Origin of the sequence: Poseidonibacter lekithochrous (genome assembly GCF_018861145.1) — a bacterium.
Taxonomy (GTDB): domain Bacteria; phylum Campylobacterota; class Campylobacteria; order Campylobacterales; family Arcobacteraceae; genus Poseidonibacter; species Poseidonibacter lekithochrous_A.
Map to the genome: position 1 here is coordinate 1 of NZ_JAHKQT010000028.1, position 22704 is coordinate 22704.

The 22704-nt window shown below is 26.8% G+C and carries 21 protein-coding genes; 15 read left to right on the forward strand and 6 right to left on the reverse strand.

What is annotated here, in order from left to right:
• Positions 1-20 precede the first annotated feature (20 nt).
• Both KO488_RS10640 and KO488_RS10645 read left to right on the forward strand, forming a co-directional pair.
• Positions 21-1115 (forward strand): sulfite reductase, encoded by a 1095-nt coding sequence (locus tag KO488_RS10640; protein ID WP_216058793.1) that lies wholly within the window; start codon positions 21-23, stop codon positions 1113-1115.
• 9 nt (positions 1116-1124) lie between these two features.
• On the forward strand, positions 1125-2426 hold the full coding sequence (locus KO488_RS10645) for an aminotransferase class V-fold PLP-dependent enzyme (protein ID WP_216058794.1): 1302 nt from the start codon (positions 1125-1127) through the stop codon (positions 2424-2426).
• 329 nt (positions 2427-2755) lie between these two features.
• On the opposite strand, the gene KO488_RS10650 is transcribed toward KO488_RS10645, so the two are convergent.
• Positions 2756-3643, reverse strand: a complete 888-nt coding sequence (locus KO488_RS10650; protein WP_216058795.1) for an EamA family transporter — start codon at positions 3641-3643, stop codon at positions 2756-2758.
• A 134-nt stretch (positions 3644-3777) separates the two neighbouring features.
• On the opposite strand from KO488_RS10650, the gene KO488_RS10655 reads away from it, so the two are divergent.
• Positions 3778-4659, forward strand: a complete 882-nt coding sequence (locus KO488_RS10655) for an AraC family transcriptional regulator (protein ID WP_216058796.1) — start codon at positions 3778-3780, stop codon at positions 4657-4659.
• Between the two features lie 274 nt (positions 4660-4933).
• On the opposite strand, the gene typA is transcribed toward KO488_RS10655, so the two are convergent.
• Complete coding sequence (typA, locus tag KO488_RS10660; RefSeq protein ID WP_216058797.1) at positions 4934-6748, reverse strand: translational GTPase TypA; 1815 nt, start codon at positions 6746-6748, stop codon at positions 4934-4936.
• Between the two features lie 332 nt (positions 6749-7080).
• Between typA and yedE the strand changes: the two genes are divergently transcribed.
• The 5 genes from yedE to KO488_RS10685 all read left to right on the forward strand — a co-directional run bounded on the left by yedE (position 7081) and on the right by KO488_RS10685 (position 10755).
• On the forward strand, positions 7081-8295 hold the full coding sequence (gene yedE / locus KO488_RS10665) for a selenium metabolism membrane protein YedE/FdhT (RefSeq protein WP_216058798.1): 1215 nt from the start codon (positions 7081-7083) through the stop codon (positions 8293-8295).
• Between the two features lies 1 nt (position 8296).
• Positions 8297-8536, forward strand: a complete 240-nt coding sequence (gene yedF / locus KO488_RS10670; protein ID WP_216058799.1) for a sulfurtransferase-like selenium metabolism protein YedF — start codon at positions 8297-8299, stop codon at positions 8534-8536.
• Between the two features lie 104 nt (positions 8537-8640).
• Positions 8641-9558: a glutaminase gene (locus tag KO488_RS10675; RefSeq protein ID WP_216058800.1), complete on the forward strand. Its 918-nt coding sequence runs from the start codon at positions 8641-8643 to the stop codon at positions 9556-9558.
• Positions 9559-9613: 55 nt separating this feature from the next.
• The gene (locus KO488_RS10680; RefSeq protein WP_216058801.1) at positions 9614-10225 is read left to right on the forward strand and encodes a trimeric intracellular cation channel family protein; all 612 of its coding nucleotides are present in this window, start codon (positions 9614-9616) and stop codon (positions 10223-10225) included.
• A gap of 77 nt (positions 10226-10302) precedes the next feature.
• The gene (locus tag KO488_RS10685) at positions 10303-10755 is read left to right on the forward strand and encodes a hypothetical protein (protein ID WP_216058802.1); all 453 of its coding nucleotides are present in this window, start codon (positions 10303-10305) and stop codon (positions 10753-10755) included.
• An 11-nt stretch (positions 10756-10766) separates the two neighbouring features.
• Here KO488_RS10685 and purN read toward each other — a convergent pair whose 3' ends face one another.
• The 3 genes from purN to ruvC are packed head-to-tail and all read right to left on the reverse strand — an operon-like array spanning position 10767 to position 12725.
• Entirely contained in the window at positions 10767-11345 is a 579-nt protein-coding gene (gene purN / locus KO488_RS10690) for a phosphoribosylglycinamide formyltransferase (protein ID WP_216058803.1), read from the reverse strand.
• A 34-nt stretch (positions 11346-11379) separates the two neighbouring features.
• Positions 11380-12258 (reverse strand): DMT family transporter, encoded by an 879-nt coding sequence (locus tag KO488_RS10695; RefSeq protein ID WP_303572453.1) that lies wholly within the window; start codon positions 12256-12258, stop codon positions 11380-11382.
• Positions 12258-12725 carry a crossover junction endodeoxyribonuclease RuvC gene (gene ruvC / locus KO488_RS10700; protein ID WP_216058804.1) on the reverse strand — a complete coding sequence of 156 codons (468 nt, stop codon included), beginning with the start codon at positions 12723-12725 and terminating at the stop codon, positions 12258-12260. The genes KO488_RS10695 and ruvC overlap by 1 nt, the downstream gene beginning before the upstream one ends.
• Before the next feature lie 282 nt (positions 12726-13007).
• Between ruvC and dnaA the strand changes: the two genes are divergently transcribed.
• The 5 genes from dnaA to KO488_RS10725 all read left to right on the forward strand — a co-directional run bounded on the left by dnaA (position 13008) and on the right by KO488_RS10725 (position 20407).
• Positions 13008-14324, forward strand: coding sequence for a chromosomal replication initiator protein DnaA (gene dnaA / locus KO488_RS10705; RefSeq protein WP_216058805.1), 1317 nt, complete (start codon positions 13008-13010; stop codon positions 14322-14324).
• A gap of 168 nt (positions 14325-14492) precedes the next feature.
• Entirely contained in the window at positions 14493-15563 is a 1071-nt protein-coding gene (dnaN, locus tag KO488_RS10710; RefSeq protein ID WP_216058806.1) for a DNA polymerase III subunit beta, read from the forward strand.
• Between the two features lie 15 nt (positions 15564-15578).
• Complete coding sequence (gyrB, locus tag KO488_RS10715) at positions 15579-17894, forward strand: DNA topoisomerase (ATP-hydrolyzing) subunit B (protein ID WP_216058807.1); 2316 nt, start codon at positions 15579-15581, stop codon at positions 17892-17894.
• 69 nt (positions 17895-17963) lie between these two features.
• Positions 17964-18848, forward strand: coding sequence for a PhnD/SsuA/transferrin family substrate-binding protein (locus KO488_RS10720; RefSeq protein WP_216058808.1), 885 nt, complete (start codon positions 17964-17966; stop codon positions 18846-18848).
• Complete coding sequence (locus tag KO488_RS10725; RefSeq protein ID WP_216058809.1) at positions 18845-20407, forward strand: ATP-binding protein; 1563 nt, start codon at positions 18845-18847, stop codon at positions 20405-20407. Before KO488_RS10720 ends, KO488_RS10725 begins: the two co-directional genes overlap by 4 nt.
• A gap of 24 nt (positions 20408-20431) precedes the next feature.
• On the opposite strand, the gene KO488_RS10730 is transcribed toward KO488_RS10725, so the two are convergent.
• Positions 20432-21442, reverse strand: coding sequence for an NAD(P)-binding domain-containing protein (locus KO488_RS10730; RefSeq protein ID WP_216058810.1), 1011 nt, complete (start codon positions 21440-21442; stop codon positions 20432-20434).
• A 141-nt stretch (positions 21443-21583) separates the two neighbouring features.
• On the opposite strand from KO488_RS10730, the gene queF reads away from it, so the two are divergent.
• Complete coding sequence (gene queF / locus KO488_RS10735; protein WP_216058841.1) at positions 21584-21961, forward strand: preQ(1) synthase; 378 nt, start codon at positions 21584-21586, stop codon at positions 21959-21961.
• A 10-nt stretch (positions 21962-21971) separates the two neighbouring features.
• Positions 21972-22583: a helix-turn-helix domain-containing protein gene (locus tag KO488_RS10740; RefSeq protein WP_216058811.1), complete on the forward strand. Its 612-nt coding sequence runs from the start codon at positions 21972-21974 to the stop codon at positions 22581-22583.
• Positions 22584-22704: the final 121 nt, after the last annotated feature.

A 22704-nucleotide genomic window follows, 5' to 3' on the forward strand; every position in this document is an offset into this window, starting at 1 on the left:
TGGAATTGTAAGGCTATATAATGTCAAATAATTTAACTTTAAATATCGAACAAATAAAAAAAGAAAAAGATGGATTAGATGTCTTAAGTGACATCTATATCTATGCAGTTTTAGGTGAAAGAGTAACGCCAAAAGATTTAATTAGATTTCAATGGTATGGAATTTATCAGCATGAAGATAATACAGACTATTATAAAATAGTAGTTCCTTTGCCACTAGGTGAATTAAATGTTGAGCAGCTTAAAACTCTTGCTTTTATCTCAAAAGATTATGCAAAAAGTTCTTTAGATATTAATCATGGTCAAAAAATTGAATTTAAATATTTAAAAATGCATAACTTACCACATATTTTTAATCTTCTACATAATGTAAATTTAAGTACTATTTTTGAATCTGGACATACTGTAAGAAATGTTATAACTTGTCCTATCAACACAGTTGATTGTAAACAATTGACAGATGTAAGTGCAATTGCAAGTAAATTAAATACTACATTTATTGGAAATAAAAAATTCTCTAACTTACCAAATAAATTTCAAGTAGCAATTAGTGGCTGTAAAGAAGGATGTAACCTTGATGAAGTGCCTGATATTACTTTTAATGCTAATTCATATAAAAGTAATAAAGTTTTATTTTCAGTGAAAGTTATTGATAAACATATAGGTTATATTACATCTTCTCAAATTGTTAATACAACAAAAGCTATTGCCAATATTTATAAAGACTTTGGAAATAGAACAGATATTAAAAAAAGTACTTTTTCATCTTTAATTAAAACATGGGGAATTGATCAGTTTACTAATATCTTAGAATCATCAATTAATTTTAAAATAAAGACAATTATTTTAGAAGAAGATACTACAACTACAAAAGGCGAACACTTTGGAATAAATGAAAGTGTAGTAGAAGGTCAAAGTTATGTGGGATGTAAAGTCCCATCACTAAACTTTAAAGCATCAGATTTTACAAGTTTAGCAAATATTTTAGAAAAGCATGATGCTTCAAAAATAAAATTAACAAATAAAGGTCATATCATTGTTTTAGATGCTCCAACAACAAAAGCAAATGAGTTAGCACATGACTTAAAAAAAGTAAATTTTAATCCTTTTATATAGAGTAAAATAATGAGCAATAAAGTTTTCAAACCATTCTTAAATACTAATACAAATACTCTTGATTACATAAGATATAATACTATTGGAAAAAATAAAAAAGAGTATTTTGATTACACCGCAACAGGCTTAGCTTTTAGACAAATTGAAAATAGAATACATGATGTATTAGAAACATATGCAAATACTCACTCAAAAGAGTCATCAAATGCAGATACAACAAGTAACTATTATGAGATGGCAAGAGCAAATTTAGCAAAAAGTTTAGAAATAAATGATGAGTTTGCAATACTTCCAAATGGTTGTGGAACAACTGCTGCTATTAAGCATTTTCAAGAACTTTTAGGTCTGTATATTCCCCCTGCAACAAAAAAAAGATATGATATACAAGTTGATAAAAGTAAACTGCCTTTAGTAATTGTAGGACCTTATGAACATCATTCAAATGAAGTTTCTTTTAGAGAAGCTTTATGCGAGATACAAAGAATTAAACTTTGTAAAACTGGCTTAATTGATTTAGACCATCTAAAAGAAGTATTAGAAAAAAATAAACATAGAGAAATAATTGCTTCTTTTTGTGTAGCTTCAAATGTTACAGGAATTATTACTATGTATAAAAAGATTTCAGAAATATTAAGATCTTATAATGCAATCATTTGTTTTGATGCTGCTGCCTCATCTCCTTATATGAATATTCCATCTGAACTTTACGATGCTATGTTTATGTCTCCTCATAAGTTACTAGGAGGTCCTGGCTCTTGTGGACTTTTAGTAATTAGGAAATCCTTAGTAGATGTTAGTTTATCTCCTACTTTTGCAGGTGGAGGAACTGTTAAATATGTAAATAAAGATCGTCATGTTTATCAAAAAAATATAGAAACTAGAGAAGATGCAGGAACTCCTGGAATTTTACAACTTATTCGTGCAAGTTTAGCCTATCAATTAAGAAATGAAATAGGTTTTGACTTTATAAAAAAAAGGAAAGAAGAATTAAAAACGATATTTTTAAATGAACTTTCAAAAATTCCAAACTGTGAAATTTATGGGAATCAAAAAGAAGATAATATTGGAATAATCTCTTTTAATATCTTAAATTTAGACCCTTATGAATTATGTTCAAAACTATCAGAACAAAATGGTTTCCAAACAAGAGCAGGATGCTCATGTGCTGGTCCTTATGGGCATGATTTATTAGGTTTAGAAGATTTAGATTTAGATAAAAATCCAGGATGGATTAGAGTTTCTATTCATTTTTCACAAACAAAAGAAGAGATTTTAAACTTGGTTAATTCAATCAAAAAAATTGTTAACTAATCTTAACTTTTTGTTTAGCATTCATTAATCATTTGAGTATATAATTTCTTTATGAATTTCATAATATTTACATCAGTATTTGTTCTATTTTCCTCCAATATAATAAATATTAAAAAACAAAACTGATTAATAACTTTGATTTCAAACCAAGAAGTAAAAAGTATCTTAGCAATTAATATATACAATACGTTTTATGGCCTCCTACTATAAGCCAAAGCTAGATATAAACCAATCTCCCTAATTGGATTTACTTTCTTCTTTCCTTTTTATAGAGATAATTTTCATTTTATTTAATATTATAATTTTTTATGAAAGTTATCTCTGTTATTTTAGTCTTTATCGACTCTTTTTAAATTAGTAAATACTTTAGCACCAAAAGTATTTATAACTAATCCTAGAACAATTATCAAAGAAGCTAATATTTTATAAAATCCAACTTCTTCATTAAAAAATAAATATGAACCTAATAGACCAAATATTGGTATTAGCAAACTAAGTGGAGATATCTGTGATACCTTGTATTTATTTAATAATATATTCCAAATATAATAACCAAATAACGTTGTTGGATATACTTGAAAAAGTATTGAAATAATTGCATTAGAATCAATATTACTAAAAAAATCTATAAAAACAACATCTCCATTTGTTATATATGATAATAAAAGAAGAGGTATAGGTGGAAAAAGTGTTGAATAAACTAGAAATGAAAATACATCTTTAGTCTTTGCTTTTTTTACTATTATTTGCAAAAATGCAAAAGATACTGAAGATAATATTACAAACATCATTCCTAATACTGTAACTGTTCCATCATCAAGTAAAAATATCAAGAAAATTCCAATTAATGCAATAATAAATGCAATTTTATTATGAATATAGATTTTTTCATTTAAAATTATATAAGATAATATTACAGTTAAAAATACTCCTAGCTGTAAAACAATAGAAGCAACACCTGCTGAGACACCAAAGTACATTCCTAAATATAACACGCCCCAAAGTCCCACTCCAAATAATAAACCATAAGAAACAATATATTTAAATTCTACATCAGGTTTTTTAATAAAAAAAACTAATGGAAAACAACAAAGAAAAAACCTAAGTGCTGCTAACATAAATGGATCTAAAGAAGATAATCCTAATTTTATAAATGAAAAATTAATACCCCAAATAAATGTTATAAATAATGCAATACTTAAATCTCTTTTTGTCATCTTTAATCCTTTTATAGAATAATAACCAATAAAAAAGTTTATAGCTTTATATTTAGTGCTTAAATTATTATCCTTTAGTGCTAATAATTTACTCTATTATTGTTATAATATATAAAACTCATATGGATTAAAAAATGCATAAGAAAGAAACATCATTAAAACACTGTAAAATAGCTAATGAAATGGTAAATTATATAAATACTTACATCGATACAGATATAAATATATCTGCAATGGCAATTGAATTTAAAATAAGTAAGTTTCACTTTCATAGAATTTTTAAAGAACAAATGGGTGAAAATATATATGAAACAATTAAATCAATTAGATTACAAAAAGCATCCAACCTATTAATTACTAATCAAGGTTCAACTATTAGTAAAATTGCATCAATGTGTGGATATAGTTCTCAAACATCATTTCTACGAGCTTTTAAACAAAGGTTTAATCAAACACCAAAGCAATGGAGAAAAGGTGGATACAAAGAATTCTCTGACAAAATAATAAACTCTAATTCTTCATTAAGTCTTATTAAAAAAGACTTTTCTTTAATAGAAGCGCAAATTGTTAAAATAGAAAAAAAAGTAGCTTATTATATTAGAGAAAAAGGTTTAGGAACACATGCTAGACAAACATGGCAAAAGTTAAAAGCTTGGGTTTATACAAATAATGTCATAAACTATTCTCAAGTTGGTATTTACCATGATAATCCAATTATTACAAAAGCTGAAGATTGTCATTATGTGGCTGCAATTATGGTAGATAAAGAAGATATTGTTGAAAATAGTAATTTACCATTTTTTAATTTGTATGATGGTTTATGTGCAAAGTTTCCTTTTGAAGGTAAGTATGAGGATATTTTAAAGTTAATTCAGTGGGTATATCACTATTGGTTACCAAATAGTGGCTATGAAGCTACAACCATTCCCTCATACATTAAGTTTGAGAAGAATGATTTCTTTGATAATAGCTCACAGTTTAAAGCAAATTATTATTTGCCTATTAAATTTTCGTAATTTATAATAAGGCTAGTTGCCAATAAATATAAAGCTTGTAAAAACTGTAATAAATTCAATTCCAATTATTATAATATAATCTTTAATATTTTCCATTTTTTCTCCTTTTTATAGGAGAAAAAATCTCCTATTATTTTTTTGTTTTTATTAAATTTTGTCTAATCCTAAATATCTTCATATCGGACATATAAACCCTTTTGTCTAAAAATTTTGTAAAAAAAAAGGATGAGCTAAAAAGCTCATCCTTTTAATAAAATAGATAAATCTAATTCTATTATGAGAATTTAACTTTTTTAGCAGTTCTTTTTCTAGCAACTGGATCTAGTTCTCTTTTTCTAACTCTTACTGAAAGAGGTGTAACTTCAACAAGCTCATCTTCTTCAATCCACTCTAGTGCATTTTCTAAAGACATAATTCTTGGAGGTACTAACTTAATAGCTTCATCAGCACCCGAAGATCTAACATTTGATTGTTGTTTAGCTTTAATTGGATTGATATCTAAATCATTCCCTTTAGCATGTTGACCAACTACCATTCCGTTATAAACTTTATCTTGAGGTTTAATGTACATAATCCCTCTATCTTGTAAGTTGAAGATTGAATAACCAACAGCTTCACCATTTTCCATAGAAACTAATGCTCCATATTTTCTAGATTCAACAACACCTGAATGAGGTCTAAAATCTAAGAATGAGTGATTCATAACACCCTCACCTTTTGTTTCAGTTAAGAATTCAGTTCTAATACCAATTAATCCTCTAGCTGGAATTTCAAATTCTAATCTTGTATAACCAGAACCCATTGGAACCATGTTAGTCATATTAGCTTTTCTTTTTCCTAATTTTTCAATAATTGCACCTGAGAATTCATCTGGTGTATCAATTACTAAGTGCTCAAATGGTTCCATTTTTACACCATTTTCTTCTTTTGTAATTACTTCAGGTCTTCCAATACAAAATTCAAAACCTTCTCTTCTCATATTTTCAGCTAGGATACAAATTTGTAATTCTCCCCTACCATTAACTTTAAATTTACCTTCACCAGTTTGCTCATAATTCATAGCAATATTAGTGTTCATTTCAGCAGCTAATCTTTCATCAATTTTATTTGAAGTTACATATTTACCTTCAGTTCCAGCTAATGGAGAATCATTTACTGCAAATGTTACAGATAATGTAGGCTCTTCAATATGCATAGGATCTAATGGCATTGGATTAGTAGGATCACAAAGTGAATCACCAACATCAATTGTTTCAAAACCAGCAACAGCAACAATATCACCAGTACCAGCAGTTTGGATGTCAAATCTATCAACACCTTTGAATCCAATAAGTTTAGTAACTCTACCTTTAATACTTTCACCATCAGCTTTAACTAAAACTACTGTTTCACCCATAGAAATAGTACCATTGAAGATTCTTGCAATACCAATTTTTCCAATAAAGTTATCATAATCAAGTGTAAATACTTGTAATTGAAGACCATTTTCATCAGAACCTTTTGGTTTTGGAACTTCATTTAAAATAGTTGTAAATAATGGAATTAAGTTTTCATTTGGTTCATCTAATGAAAGTTTTGCATAACCATCTCTTGCTGCTGCGTAAACAACTGGGAATTCTAATTGTTCTTCATTTGCACCCATTTGGTCAAATAGGTCAAATACTTCATCAACAACTCTATCTGCATCAGAACCTGGTTTATCAATTTTGTTAATAACAACAATTGGTCTATGACCTAATTGTAAAGCTTTCTTAACAACAAACTTAGTTTGAGGCATAACACCTTCTTGAGCATCTACTAATAAAAGTACACAATCAACCATTTTAAGAACACGTTCAACTTCTCCACCAAAGTCAGCATGGCCTGGAGTGTCAATAATGTTAATTCTAACACCTTCATAATCAATAGCTGTATTCTTAGAAAGAATTGTAATTCCTCTTTCTTTTTCAATATCATTACTATCCATAACTCTTTCATCTACTTCTTGGTGAGCAGTAAAAGTTCCTGATTGTTTTAATAATTCGTCTACTAATGTAGTTTTTCCGTGGTCAACGTGTGCGATAACGGCAATATTTCTAATATCTCTCATGGGATCTCTTTTTATTAGTTTTTACGAAAAAGCTCTTGCAAAAAAACTTTTTCTATTAATTTCGCGGATTATACTAAAAATATGCTTAAATATACAAGTCTATTTTAAGGAATTATTAAATTAGTTAATAATATTACAATAAATAGTAAATAATTTTTTACCATTCAAATTATTATTAAGTTATATTTAATTATTATTCCATCAGATTTGTGGCACAAATAGAGATTACAGTTTAATCTTCAATCTCATCTTTTTAGGGTACTTAAACTTTTAAATCATAAGAGTTATATCCAAAACTTCAAAATTAAAACATATTGTTAGGAGAAATTTGCATGAACTATTTCAAGCAATTTAAAGAAAAATACCTAGTTGCATTCTGGCGTCCTACGCCTGCAGTTATAGCATTAGGTGTACTTGCAGCTTATTACTTTGGTATTACAGGGACATATTGGGCAGTTACAGGAGAGTTTACTCGATGGGGTGGACATATTTTACAATTAGCTGGCGTTGATATTAGCGATTGGGGCTATTATAAAATTATGAATATGAATGGAAATAGTCTAACAAGAGTTGATGGTGTTATGATTATAGGTATGTTTGCTGGATGTATCGCAGCAGCATTTTGGGGTAATAATGTAAAACTTAGAATGCCTGCAAGTAAAATTAGAATTGCACAAGCATTAATTGGTGGAATTATAGCTGGATTTGGTGCAAGACTTGGAATGGGTTGTAACCTTGCTAGCTTATTTACAGGTATTCCTCAGTTTTCAGCGCATGCATGGTTTTTTACTCTTGCAATGATTATTGGTGTTTATTTAGGAACAAAAGTAACAATGCTTTCTTTTTTTCAATCAAAAATTAAACTAGAAAAAGTTTCTTGTAGTAAAGATTTAAATAAAAATTCAGATGAAAGTAAACAAAAAGTTAAATCATTATTTACTATTGGTTCTTTTGTCTTTGTAGCAATGATTATTTGGGCTTTATATTTAATCTTTATTGTAAATAGTCAAAAACTAGGAATTGCAATGCTTTTTGGAGCTGCTTTTGGTTTGTTGATTGCTAAAGCTCAGATTTGTTTTACATCTGCATTTAGAGATATTTTTACTACAGGAAGAAGTGAATTAGCGATTGCGATTGTGATAGGGATGGCTGTTTCAACTATTGGAGTTTTCTCTTATATAATGATTGGAACCCCTGCAAAAATTATGTGGGCTGGACCTAATGCAATTATTGGTGGATTATTATTTGGTTTTGGTATTGTATTAGCTGGTGGTTGTGAATGTGGATGGATGTATAGAGCTGTTGAAGGTCAAGTTCATTTTTGGATTGTTGGTATTGGGAATGTAATTGGTGCTACTTTACTTGCATTTATGTGGGATGGGTTTTCTTTATCATTAGCAACTTCATGGCCAAAAATAAATCTCCTTGAATCATTTGGTCAATATGGTGGTTTATTTATGAACTACATTTTTTTATTCTTATTGTTTTTATTAATTTTGAAATTGGAAAAAAACTATAGAATAAAATTACAGAAAAAAGGGAATTAATATGAATAAAGAAAATATTACTCCAGATTACAGACTTGATATGCAAGGTGAACCTTGTCCTTATCCTGCTGTTAAGACACTTGAAGCAATGCAAAGTTTAGAAGTTGGAGAAATACTAGAAATTATTAGTGATTGTCCACAAAGTATAAATAATATTCCAATTGATATGAAAAATCATGGATATAAAGTATTAAAAATTGATAGTAGTGGTCCTACTATACAATACATAATACAAAAATAAAAAAGGGGGGTTTTATAATCCTCTTTTTATTCAAAATATAAATGACTATATTCAAGATTATTTTTGTATAATCCTTATAAATTATAAAAAATTATCGAGAACAAATGAATTATCAAACAATAATCGAAGAAATAGAAAAAGAAATTCAACCTTATTTTTCACAAGGTAAAGTTGCAGATTATATTCCAGCACTTGCTAAAGTAGATCCCAATCAATTTATTATGTCGATTCGTTTATTTGATGGAACTTCTTTTGGAGTTGGAGATGTAAACCATAAATTTTCAATTCAAAGTATTTCAAAAGTTTTTACTTTTTCTCTTGCTTTAGAACAATATGGAAGAAATCTTTACAAAAGAGTAGGACATGAACCTTCTGGTGACCCTTTTAACTCTTTAGTTCAACTTGAATATGAAAATGGTATTCCAAGAAATCCATTTATAAATGCAGGTGCAATAGTAACTACAGATACCCTAGTTTCAATTCATAAAAAATATACTTTTGAATATATCTTAGATTTTATAAAAAAAGTTGCAAATGATGAAACTATCACTTATGATAAAGATACTTATACATCAGAACTAGAACATGGATTTAAAAATTTTGCATTAATAAATATGATAAAAAGCTATGATAATATTCATAATAAAATTGATACTGTTATAAATACATATTTTAAACAATGCTCTATTATGATGAGTACTTCTCAACTTGCGCAATCAATGCAATATATAGCAAACCATGGTATTGACCCTCTTACAAATAAAAGAATAACAAGTATATCAAAAGCAAAAAGAACAAGTTCTTTAATGTTAACTTGTGGTCACTATGATGCTTCAGGTGATTTTGCATATAAAGTTGGACTTCCTGGAAAAAGTGGTGTTGGAGGTGGAATTGTAGCTATTGTTCCTCAAAAAATGGCAATTTGCGTATATTCACCTGAGTTAAATGCGCAAGGAAATTCTTTAGTAGGTACAAAAGCTTTAGAATTATTCACAAGTAAAACTGGCTTATCAATTTTTTAACAAATTTTGATAGCTTTTTTAGTATAATCAGAAAAATTATAACTAAGGTAAATTAATGACTGCATTAGAAATAGCTGATTTAATAGGAATAATCTGTTTTGCACTAAGTGGATTTTTAATTGCAGTACATTATAAACTTGACATTCTTGGAGTTTTTATCTCAGCATTTTTAACAGCACTTGGTGGTGGAATGACAAGAGATGTCTTAGCTTCAAAAACACCTTATGTATTTACTGACACCCTTCCTGTAATACTTGTAATAGCAACAGTTATTATATCACTTATATTTAAACTTCATAAAATTGCTGATATAGAGGGTAAAACTGCCTTTATAATCTCTGATGCAGTAGGTCTTGTATCTTTTGCAATTACAGGATCATTAGTTGCAATTGAAAATGAATTTAACTTTTTAGGAGTACTCATTTTAGCCTTTATTACAGCAGTTGGTGGTGGAACAATAAGAGATATATTAATAAATAGAGTACCATCTATTTTAGTATCAGAGTTTTATGCAACAATTGCAATTATAGTTGGTCTTATTACTTATGCTTTACATATCTTTGATTTACAAAGTATTCCTGCACTAATAGGTGTATTTATCTTTGGTGTTATTTTGCGATTACTAGCATATTATGAAGGCTGGAATCTTCCTACTTTATCTAAATAATAAAATTTATTTTTAGATTAACTTTTCATTTATCTTTTATAGGTACAATCTGCCAATTTAAAAATTTAGGAGAAAAAATGAAAAAAATATTATTTTCAGTTTTATTATTTGTTGCAACATTTGCAAACGCTTTAAGTATTGGGGATTCTACACCAACATTTGAAATTAAAGATCAATTTGAGAAAGCTCAAAAAATTAGTGCTGACGCTAAAACTATTTTAGTTGCTGGGGATAAAGGTACAAGTGAAATATTAAGAGATTATATCTCTGCAAAAGATAAAGGTTTTTTAGAAGCTAATAAAGCTTATTATGTAGCTGATATCTCAGGAATGCCAAGCTTAATTTCAAAGTTTTTTGCATTACCAAAAATGAAAAAATATGATTTTTCTATACTTTTAGTTGATGAAGAGCAAACAAAATCATTTTCTAAAAAAGAAGATAATATTACAGTATATTCTATAACAGATGGTAAAGTATCTGATGTTAAATATATTAAAACTGCTGAAGAATTAAACTCAGTATTTAATTAAAAATTACTAGCTTAGGCTAGTAATTTTTCAAAAGCCTCTACAATTGCTAATGATTCTAAATCTTTTATTCTACTTTCTAAAGAATCCACTGTTTCATCATCTAAAAGTTCAAGTTCTTTTTTCAAAATAATTCTACCATCATCATATTTTTCATTTACAAAATGAATAGTTACCCCTGATTTTTTTTCATTATTTTTTATAATAGCTTCATGTACAAATCTTCCATACATTCCTTTTCCTCCATACTTAGAAGGAAGTAATGCAGGATGAGTATTTATAATCTTTTCTTCAAATGAAGATATTAATTTTGAACCTATTATTTTCATATATCCTGAACAAAAAATATAATCACAATTAAACTCTTTAAATAGTTCTGCAATCTTCTCATCTAAATCTTCATTTGGATACTTCTTAGCATTAATTATAAAGTTAGGTATTTGCATTTGCTCTGCTCTTTTTAAAGCATTTGCATTTGTGTTATTAGATACAACTACATTCACTTGTGCATTAAGTATACCTTCATCACAAGCTTTCTTTATAGTTTGGAAGCCACTTCCATTATATGAAGCTAAAATACCTATTCTTTTCATTTATTGTCCTATTGTTATATAAATCGAATTATAACTAAGCTTTTCTTTTATTAATTAAAAATACACCAATAAAAATAAAAGCCGTTGCAATAAAGTCAAGTAACTTTATATTTTCTCCAACAATAAAAAAACCAATAAAAAGTGCAACAACTGGAGGAATATAAGTAATAGAAGAAGCTTTTAAAGCTCCCAATTTTTCTATTAAATAATAGTAGCCAATAAAAGCGACACCTGTCCCTAATAATCCTAATCCTAAGACCATACCAATTGCACTATGAAAATCATTCCAGATATAATTAATACCTTCTAAATCTGTTATTAACAATAAAATTATAAGAGCAAAGCCTAGTTGATAAGTAACTAATGCCGCTGCTTTTATTTTTAAAGGAGTTATAAATTTTTTTGCATAAATAAAAGAAGCACCTACACTTAAAGAACCTATTACAATAGCTAGGATTCCTTCAAGATTACTTCCTTCTATATCTTCATTTATAACACCACTAATTAATATAATTCCTATAAACCCAACTATTACGCCAATGCTTGCTAGTTTAGTTATCTTCTCTTCTTTTAAAAAAATACTTGCAACTAAAAATGAAAATAATGGGACAGAACCACTTAAAGCTCCTGCAATTCCAGATAAAAGTAAAGAAGAACCTTTTACAAAACCATAATAATAAATTACAGCAGCAAATAAGGACATTATAAAAAAATGAAATGAATATTTTAAATGTTCTAGTTTTATAGTATTTTTATATATTGCATACAAAAATACAGGAATAAATCCGAATAAAACTCTATAAAATACAACTTGCATAGGATCTATATAAACAGCAGCCATTTTCATATAAATAAAGTTACTACCCCAAATAATTCCTAATATAGCAAATAAAGTGACTAGAAATAAGTTCACTATTTTATTCTTTGTGAGTGAGTAATTGCAATTGCAATTGCATCTGTTATATCTAAAGGTTTTATCTCTTTTTTTATTCCAAGAAGTTTTTTTACCATAAAAGCAACTTGCGTCTTATCAGCTTTTCCATTTCCTGTAACTGCTCTTTTAACTTGCAGTGGAGTATATTCTGCAAAATTTCCAAATTCTTGTAAAATCTTAAGAGAAATAGCACCTCTAAATTGTGCTAATTTTATTACTGTTTTTGGATTAAATGCATAAAACATATCTTCAATTGAAACTTCATCTATTGTATGATTCTTAAAAATCATATCAAAACCTTCAGTCATCTCCATAATTTGCTCTTGCAAAATTGTTGCTTTTATTTTTATTAAACCTGCTTCAATAAGCTTAATACTACCCCTATTTTTCTCTATTATTGCGTACCCACAGTTTCTTGTACCTGGGTCAATTCCTAGTATTTTCACTTATTTACTCTTTTTATTCATTTTTTTATTCACTTGTTCTTAAGCCCGTATAATGGTATTATTTACATAAATTTTCACTTAATCAACATGAGTTATTCACGAGTTATTCACTATGTGTACAACATTTAATTAGTCTAAAAATCTGTAAAGTTTGTAAAATATACAATTAAGATCTTTTTTGTCTTTTTTGAACTAATAAAGTTACTAAAATTGTAATTTAATAAGTTTTATTAAAAATTGGATATAATAATTACTATTTATAAATAAAAGAGTTAATACTAAATGACACACAAAGAGTTTTTATCAATTATTCAAAAAGAAGCTAGTTCTGCTGATTACAACAGATACTTAAAGCAACTTGTATATAAAAAAATATCATCTGACGATAATATTGCAATTTTTGAAGTTGCTAATAAATATATCGCCTCATGGATTAAAAGTAAATACACAGATGTAATTCAACATTGTTTTGAAATATATGATGGGACAAAACCAACAATTGAAATAAAAATTGCAGGTGAAAAAAAGTCAAAAAAAGAGATTATCAAAGAACGGATTGAAAATAAAACTGCTGAAAGTACAATATTAAATCCATCATATACATTTGATTCATTTATTGTAGGTTCATCAAACCAAATGGCCTATAATGCGTCATTAGCTGTATCAAATAAACCTGGAATTCAATACAATCCATTGTTTATTTATGGTGGAACTGGTCTGGGGAAAACGCATTTACTTCAAGCAGTTGGAAATGCCGCAATTGAAAAAGGTCAAACTGTAATTTATGTAACAATTGAGCAGTTTATGAATGATTTTACCTTCTCAATTAAAAATAAAAATATGGAACACTTTAGGTCTAAATACCGACAATGTGATGTTTTATTAATCGATGATATTCAATTTTTATCGGGAAAAGAACAAACTCAAGAAGAGTTTTTCCATACTTTTAATGAATTACACAATGCAAAAAAACAAATAGTTATGACTTCAGATAGACTACCGTCTCAAATTGCAGGATTAGTAGATAGATTAAAATCAAGGTTTGAATGGGGCTTAACAGCTGATATTCAATTACCTGGACTTGAAACTAAAATTGCAATTATTGAAAAGAAGTCTGAATTAAACGGTATTTCATTAAGTAGAGAAATTATTAACTTTATTGCAACAAATTTAGATAACTCAATTAGAGAAATCGAAGGTGTTTTAATTAGGATTAATGCGTCTGCATCGCTTTTAAACCAAGAAATTAATCTTGAAATGGTTCAAGGTTTATTAAAAGATCAAATAAAAGAAACAAAAGAAAATATTAAACTCCCTGATGTAATAAACATCGTTGCAAGTGAGCTTAATATAAAACCTAGTGATATTAAATCTAAGAAAAGAACAGCAACGGTAGCAAATGCTAGAAGAGTTGTTATATATCTTGCACGTGAGCTTACACATAACTCAATGCCAGATATTGCAAAGTTCGTTGGAATGAAAGATCACAGTTCAATTTCTCATAATATTAAAAAAGCAAATGAGTTAATTGAAAAAGACGAAAACTTTAAGTTAATTATTGAAAATTTAAAGAATAAAATCATAAATAAGGAGTGGTAAAAGTAACAAGCTTGAAAAAGTTTAAAGAGATTGTGTGAAAAGGTGTGAATATTTCATTTCGTTTAGTCACATGAAAGAGTTTCGACTCAATCGTTTACGAAGATGTGTTTTCATCTTTTCACATGCTCTACTACTACCACTACTTTAAATAAAAAAATAGGAGATAAAATGAGGTTTGTAATTACAAAAAATATCATTGAAAATGTAATATCATCAATGCAACCTTTTTTAGAGAAAAAAGATGCTAGTTCTATTACATCACATATATATCTAGAAACTACAAATGGAAAATTAATTTTAAAAGCAACAGATTATGAAATTGGTTTAGAATCACATATTGAAAATATATCTGATAGCGTAGATGGAAAAGCTACAACAAATGGTTCTAATTTATTAGGTATTATTAAAAGATTAAAAAATGAAGATATTATATTCGAAGTAGTTGCTAATAATATAATTATCAAACAAAATAAATCTACTTTTAAATTACCAATGTATGATGCTAATGAATATCCATCATTAACTAAATCTGATAATTTAAAAAACTTAGATATTTCAACATTAAATTTTATTAATTCAGTAAGAAAAATTACACCTGCTATTGATAATAACAATCCTAAATTTGAATTAAATGGTGCATTAATAGATATAAAAAATTCTAAAATAAATTTTGTTTCAACAGATACTAGAAGATTAGCAATTTCACATTTACAAAATATTAACAATGAAGAATCTCAATTTATTATTCCTAAAAAAGCAATAATAGAAATACAAAAACTTTTTTTAGATGAAGCAAGTATAAACTATGATGAAACAAATCTTGTAATATCGAATGATAAAATGACTTTCTTTACAAAATTAATCAATGGTAAATATCCAGATTATGAAAGAATTATTCCACAAAATTTAAAATACAATTTATCTTTACCAAAAAATATATTAATAGAATCAATTAAACTTGTAACTTCACTATTCTCAAATATTAAAGTTACATTTAATTCTACAGGAATAGTTTTTGAATCTTTAGATGAAGATACAGAATCTAAAACTCAAATTGATATGGATTTAAATATAGATAAAGAGTTTTACTTAGCAGTAAATGCAAAATACTTATTAGATTTTTTAAGTATGACAAACAATGAAAAAATAACAGTAGGTTTTAACGAATCAAACTTACCATTTTATTTAGAAGATGAAAAATTTTATACAATTGTAATGCCAATTGTTTTAGAAAAATAGAAAAGGAAACCACCAATGAGTAATGAATATAGCGCTGGCAATATAAAAGTTTTAAAAGGTCTTGAAGCAGTAAGAAAAAGACCAGGTATGTATATTGGAGATACTAGTGTAAATGGTTTACATCACTGTGTTTATGAAGTAGTAGATAACTCTATTGATGAAGCAATGGCAGGATACTGTGATACTATTAAAGTTACTATTACAAAAAAAGGATCTTGTTTAATCTCAGATAATGCAAGAGGTATTCCAACAGGAATGCATCCTACTGAGAAAAAATCAGCTGCAACAGTAGCATTAACAGTACTTCATGCTGGTGGAAAATTTGATAAAGATACTTATAAAGTATCAGGTGGACTTCATGGAGTAGGTGTTTCTGTTGTAAATGCGCTATCTAGTGAATTAAAAATGACAATTTACCAAAATAATGAAGTACATTATCAAGAATTTACAACAGGTATTCCAGTTGAAGATTTAAAAGTTATTGATACTTGTAAAAAAACTGGTACAACAATTGAATTTTGGCCAGATCAAACTATTTTTGAAACTGTAAATTTCCAATTTGATATTTTATCAAAAAGATTTAGAGAAATTGCATATTTAAATCCAAGTATTACTATTGAATTAAAAGATGAAAGAGTTAATAAAAAAGAAGTTTACCATTTTGAAGGTGGACTTGCACAATTTGCTAATGATATAAATAAAGACACAGCTGTTACTGAAGCAGTTTCATTTAACGTAAGTGAAGATGATATTGAAGCAGATTTTGCTGTTTTATATAATACTACGTATACTGAAAAAACACTTTCATTTGTAAATAATATTAGAACAATTGATGGGGGAACTCATGAAGCAGGTTTTAAAGCTGGACTTACTCGTGCAATTGTAAAATATGTAAATGAAAATGCTTCAGCAAGAGATAAAGATGCAAAAATTACAGGTGATGATGTAAGAGAAGGTCTTATTGCAATTATTTCAGTAAAAGTTCCAGAACCACAATTTGAAGGTCAAACAAAAGGTAAATTAGGGTCTTCTTATGTAAAACCTATTTGTCAAAAAGTTACATTTGAATCATTAGTAAAACATTTTGAAGAAAACCCACAACAAGCAAAAGCTATTATGGAAAAAGCTTTAATGGCAGCACGTGGACGTGAAGCTGCAAAAAAAGCTAGAGATTTAACTAGAAAAAAAGATGCTATGACAGTTGGAACACTTCCAGGTAAATTAGCTGAATGTCAATCTAAAGATCCAGCAGTTAGAGAATTATATCTAGTAGAAGGGGATTCAGCGGGTGGTTCAGCTAAGCAAGGTAGAGATAGAGTTTATCAAGCAATTTTACCACTAAAAGGTAAGATTTTAAATGTTGAAAAATCAAGACTAGATAAAATTTTAAAATCAGATGAAATTAGAAATATGATTACTGCAATTGGTTGTGGAATTGGTGAAGATTTTAATGCTGAAAAAGTAAGATATCATAAAATTATTATTATGACGGATGCCGATGTTGATGGATCTCACATTCAAACTTTACTTTTAACTTTCTTCTTTAGATTCTTAAGACCTATTGTTGATAGTGGTTACTTATATATTGCACAACCACCTTTATACAGATATAAAAAAGGTAAAAATGAAACTTATTTAAAAGATGATACAGCATTATCTAACTTCTTAATTGAAAATGGTTTAGAATCATTTACTTTTGAAGGTTTAGGTTATAACGATTTAGTTGATTTATTTAAAACTGTTTCAAGATATAGAGGAATGTTAGCTCAATTAGAAAAAAGATACTCTTTACCTGAAGTATTAAAGCACTTAATTGAAAATTCTGATTTGGTTAATTTAGAGTTTGATAAATTATTTGAAGAAGTTAAATCATTCCTTGATATTAAGGGTTATAATATTCTTTCTAAAACAATTACTGATACTAAAATACAACTGTTTGTACAAACAGGAGCTGGTTTAGAAGAACTTATTATTGATGATGAATTATTTGCATCACCTTATTTTTCTGAGGCTACATACATCTTTAGTAAGCTAATTGAAAGAGATATTTCTATGTTTGAAGGTAGAGATTTAATTGAAATTTTAGATGAAATTGAAGATTTAGCTAAAAAAGGTGCTTATATCCAAAGATATAAAGGACTAGGAGAGATGAATCCTGAACAATTATGGGAAACTACAATGACTCCTGAAGCTAGAAGACTTTTAAGAGTTACTGTTGAAGATGCTGAAGTTGCATCTGATACATTTACATTATTCATGGGTGATGAAGTAGAACCTAGAAGAAACTATATCGAAGAACATGCAAAAGACGTTGAACACTTAGACGTTTAAAACTTTTTAGAGACTTTTTTAGTCTCTAAAAACTTCTTTACTAAACTAATTATTAGGATATCTTCTAGCATGAACTTTAAAATACTAATACTTCTTTTTTTACCATTAATTATGTATTCAAATGGAAAAACAAAAAATATTGATGTTGCATACTATCATGATGAAGATATTATATCTAATTATAAAAATTCGAAAAGTGCTTTAGATATTTGGATAAATGATTTTGTTAAAAATATTAATAATAATATTAATTTAGTACCATATAATAATAAACAAGATTTTATTGATGATTACAATAATGGTAAACTAGATATTATTTCTTTAGTTGCTTATTCTTATTTATATAATAAAGAAAAAATTGATGAAAATACTATTGATTATTGGCAATTAGGTAAAAGTAAAAATAAGTCATTAGAGAAAATGTATTTGATTGTTAATAAAAATAGTAATATTAATAATATTTTAGATCTAAAAAATAAAAAAATTGCTATTGACAAAGAAAATAAGTTTGGAAAATTCTTCTTTGAAAAAATTTATTTAGAAAATAGTAAAAAAAATATTGATGATATAATGTCAAAAATAAATTTTAATAATAAAAACTCCTTATTATTACAAGTTTACTTTAATAAATATGATGCAGCTGTAATAACTTCAAATGAATACGATATTATGCTTGAGTTAAATCCCGCAATAAATAAAAAAATAAATATTTTAGAAACAAGCCCCGAAATTTTCCCAAATTTACTTATATTTTTTAATAAAAAAAATACATCAGATAATATGAAAGTATTTAAAAAATCTATAAGTAGTTTTTTTATTAATGAAGATAATCATGAACTTTTTGATATCTTAAAAGTTAAAGAAATTAGTCGTATTGAAAAAAGTGATTTAGATAAGTTATATGATTATTACCAAGGATATAGAAAACTAAAAAGCAAGTATAAGAAAGAATGAAATTTAATCTTTTTGTAAAGTTTTATCTTTCAATATTAGTAATAATTACTTTTATACTTATTACTTATGGAATCATAAATATCCATGATCAAAAAAAAGCTAATTTAAAAATTATGGAAAATCAAGCTAATATCATTGTTAAAACAATTATCATTGCCAATACGGAAGCTATTTTATCTGATGATTATGGAGCTATTATAGAAAACTCTTTTTCAATATTAAAAGAGAATAATCTGATTAAATATTTTATATTCAATAAAAATAATGAAGATGCTATTTTAATTAAAAATAATAAGTGGATATCTCTTTCTAAAATTGCTGATAATGCAAGATCTTTACAAACAGAAAAAATTGAAAATGCTATTATAAATTGTTCTATTTGCAATGAAGATATTTTTCATTATGTTTACCCTATTCAAGTTACTTCTTATAATTGGGGTTGGGTACATATAGCTTTTTCACTTGATGAATACAATAAAAATTTATATAATATTTATAAAAATTTTTTACTTATGACACTTGTGTCTTTTATCTTCCTATCTTTTTTTATCTTTTTCTTAACAAAATGGCTTCTAAGACCTATTTTAATGCTTACTGAAAGTACTAAGGCAATTGTAAGAGGAAACTATAAAGAAATAGTAAATAAAAGCTCAGAAGATGAGATATATGAGCTTACTAACAATTTTAACCTTATGGTAAAGTATTTAAAGAAAAAAGATGATGAAGTATTTAAATCATATTCTTTATTAGAAAAAAAAGTAAAGATAAGAACTAAAGAGTTAAAAGAATTAAATGAAAGTTTAGATTTAAAAGTTAAAGATGAAGTAAAAAAAAGACATAACCAAGAAAAATATATTTATGAGCAATCCAAAATGGCACAAATGGGTGAACTTCTTAGAAATATTGCACATCAGTGGAGACAGCCTTTATCTGTAATATCAACAGTAACTTCTGGTTTAAAATTAAAAAAAGAATTGAACATATTAGAAGATGATGAGTTTAATAATAGTTATAAAGTAGTTATGGAAAATATCGCGTATCTTACTAAAACTATTGATACTTTTAGTAAATATTCAGATGATAGTTGTAATATTGAAATTGTAAATTTAGAAAATATCATTTTTGATTTAATCATAATGCATTCAGATACTTTAAAAAGTAATTTTATTGAAGTTAAGTTTGATTTTATTGATAAAGATATTAATATAAAAACTGTTCCAAATCTTTTATCTCAGGTTGCATATAATATTTTAATTAATGCAAGAACCGCTTTAATTAAAAATAAGTCTCTAAAACAAAAAATTATAAATATAAGAGTATTAAAAACAAAAAATAGTGTAATAATAGAAATAGAAGATAATGCAGGTGGAATAGATAAAGATATTATAAGTAATATCTTTGAACCTTATTTTACAACTAAGTTTAATTCAAAAGGTGTTGGAGTTGGTTTATATTTATCTTATGATATTGTTGTAAATCAATTAAATGGAGAGATTAGTTGTAGAAATGGTAATTTAGGAGCAATATTTAAAATTGAACTTCCATATTTAATAGTCTAAAAACATAGCTAATAAGCTATGTTTTTATTTAGATTCTTCTAGTTTTGCAACAATATCAGTATGAGAGAAAATTTGACCTCTTTTTCTAATAATATTATTTACAATATGATATCCATGGTTTAAAGCAATAGCAATTGATCCACCTGATTTAAGTGCAATATCACCTGCCACATAAACACATTTTGCTGTTGTTTCATGATGTTCATCAAAAATTGGTTTAGAATTTTCGTCAACATCAACACCACAGGATTTTAAGAAATCAACAGGAGTTGTTCCCCCAATTGCATAAATTACTCTGTCATAAAGAACAGAAAAACCATCATTATAATTTACTTTTACTTTTCCAGCTTCATTTTCTAAAGACTCAATATCTGTACTCATTCTAAGTCTTAGTTTCTCTTCGCCATGGTATCGTAGTAGTGTTTTTTCATTAATTTCATTTAATCTTGAAAACTCAGCTTTTCTATAAACTAAAGTTATGTTATTGTTTTGATCTGCTAAATCGTATGCATATTCAGCAGCTGAATTTCCACCACCTACTACTAAAATTTTTTCATTTCTTGAACACTTATCAAGATTAAAATTAACTTGTGATCTAATTGATGGAGGGATTTTATAAGAAGGCTTATTGGGTTTACCCATTTTACCAATAGTAACAGCAGCATTTTTAGTTTTTACTATACCTTTTGATGTATGAACTTCTAATAATTCGCCAACTCTTACAATTTTTTCTACTTCTGTATTAAAAGAAGAATCAATTTTATCACTATCAAGTAAATCATCAAAATAATCAAGCGTTGTCTCTTTTGTTCCATCAAAGAAATCTACATTTCCTTGTAAAGTTGCAACTTGACCTTTATAGTCTTTATCAACTCTTTTATTATCTTTATAAAATTTTCTAATAGTATTTGAGTGGTTATCAGTTTTTTCAATTAGTAAAATTTCACCTATTTTATGTGATGAGGCTTCAATTGCACAGCCTATTCCACCGGGACCTCCACCAATTATTACAATATCATATATTTTATCAGTCATAATTCTCTCTTATTTTAAATATTTATCAATTTCACGGATTATACATAAATTAATGTATTTTTTCAATTAGTAATAATTGTAAGTAATATTTAGATAAAATTGCCTAAATTAATACTAATAAAGGTTATAAAAAATATGGAAATGAAATATGGTGAAAGAGAAATAAGAGAATTTGATATTAACAACGATGAAAACTTTTGGCCAAATACAAATAAAAAAAATTATATTATAGATATTGAATTACCTGAGTTCATGGCAAAATGTCCACGAAGTGGATATCCAGATTTTGCAACTATTAAAATTCAATATACTCCAGATGAAAAAGTTATAGAATTAAAAGCATTAAAAATTTATATCAATACATTTATGTTTAGAGAAGTTTCACATGAAAATTCTGCAAATGAAATATTTGATACTTTATATGAAAAATTAAGTCCTAGATGGTTAAAAGTTATTGCTGATTTTAAACCAAGAGGAAATGTGCATACGGTAATAGAAATAGACTCTGCAAAGATGTAGGGTATAAACCTTGGAAAGATTAGTTACTACAACTCAAGCAGCTCAAATCCTTGGGCTTTCTTTACAAGGTGTACACTATAGAATAAAAAAAAATCAATTAAAATCAATTAAACAATCTGGTAAAATTTTTGTTTATATCACTGATAAAATGGAAAATGAATCTACTAAAGTAAGTACTTCTAATAAAACAAATCAAAATAATGATGTAAGTTTAATTATTGAGGTTAAAGATGAACAAATTGCTTTATTAAAAAAATCACAAAAATGGATGAAAAAACAATATATATCTGAAATAAATAGATTAGAACGAAATCAAAAAGATATGATGAGTGTTTTAAATTCAGAAATAAAACTTTTGCAAAGTGCATTTAACGAAATGCGTTCTATTTATAAACCTCAAATCGAGGAACTTAAAAAAACTAATGATACTGTTTTTAATAAAACTTCTAAATTTATTACATTAAAAGAGTTTACACTTTTCATGAAGAGAAATCATAAATCACAAAATGATATAAAATTAACAATTCTAAATGCTATAAAAGATAATGATGAAAGATTTATTTATAATAAAAGTGATAAAAAGCTTTTGATTTTAAATTCAAATTTTGAAGATTTATTGTAGTAATTGTATTTTATTAAAAATAGTGCAAAAAAAAAGAGTACTTAAAAAGTACTCTTCTCCAGATACCCAAACACACCATTAAAAAAGGTGCCTTGCTATGTTCCCATCCTGGGGCGTTGTC

Excerpts from the sequence above, each read along its gene's own strand:
- KO488_RS10640 (WP_216058793.1), top strand. The coding sequence starts at position 21 with ATGTCAAATAATTTAACTTTAAATATCGAACAAATAAAAAAAGAAAAA.
- KO488_RS10645 (WP_216058794.1), top strand. The coding sequence starts at position 1,125 with ATGAGCAATAAAGTTTTCAAACCATTCTTAAATACTAATACAAATACT.
- KO488_RS10650 (WP_216058795.1), bottom strand. The coding sequence starts at position 3,643 with ATGACAAAAAGAGATTTAAGTATTGCATTATTTATAACATTTATTTGG.
- KO488_RS10655 (WP_216058796.1), top strand. The coding sequence starts at position 3,778 with ATGCATAAGAAAGAAACATCATTAAAACACTGTAAAATAGCTAATGAA.
- typA (WP_216058797.1), bottom strand. The coding sequence starts at position 6,748 with ATGAGAGATATTAGAAATATTGCCGTTATCGCACACGTTGACCACGGA.
- yedE (WP_216058798.1), top strand. The coding sequence starts at position 7,081 with ATGAACTATTTCAAGCAATTTAAAGAAAAATACCTAGTTGCATTCTGG.
- yedF (WP_216058799.1), top strand. The coding sequence starts at position 8,297 with ATGAATAAAGAAAATATTACTCCAGATTACAGACTTGATATGCAAGGT.
- KO488_RS10675 (WP_216058800.1), top strand. The coding sequence starts at position 8,641 with ATGAATTATCAAACAATAATCGAAGAAATAGAAAAAGAAATTCAACCT.
- KO488_RS10680 (WP_216058801.1), top strand. The coding sequence starts at position 9,614 with ATGACTGCATTAGAAATAGCTGATTTAATAGGAATAATCTGTTTTGCA.
- KO488_RS10685 (WP_216058802.1), top strand. The coding sequence starts at position 10,303 with ATGAAAAAAATATTATTTTCAGTTTTATTATTTGTTGCAACATTTGCA.
- purN (WP_216058803.1), bottom strand. The coding sequence starts at position 11,345 with ATGAAAAGAATAGGTATTTTAGCTTCATATAATGGAAGTGGCTTCCAA.
- dnaA (WP_216058805.1), top strand. The coding sequence starts at position 13,008 with ATGACACACAAAGAGTTTTTATCAATTATTCAAAAAGAAGCTAGTTCT.
- dnaN (WP_216058806.1), top strand. The coding sequence starts at position 14,493 with ATGAGGTTTGTAATTACAAAAAATATCATTGAAAATGTAATATCATCA.
- gyrB (WP_216058807.1), top strand. The coding sequence starts at position 15,579 with ATGAGTAATGAATATAGCGCTGGCAATATAAAAGTTTTAAAAGGTCTT.
- KO488_RS10720 (WP_216058808.1), top strand. The coding sequence starts at position 17,964 with ATGAACTTTAAAATACTAATACTTCTTTTTTTACCATTAATTATGTAT.
- KO488_RS10725 (WP_216058809.1), top strand. The coding sequence starts at position 18,845 with ATGAAATTTAATCTTTTTGTAAAGTTTTATCTTTCAATATTAGTAATA.
- KO488_RS10730 (WP_216058810.1), bottom strand. The coding sequence starts at position 21,442 with ATGACTGATAAAATATATGATATTGTAATAATTGGTGGAGGTCCCGGT.
- queF (WP_216058841.1), top strand. The coding sequence starts at position 21,584 with ATGAAATATGGTGAAAGAGAAATAAGAGAATTTGATATTAACAACGAT.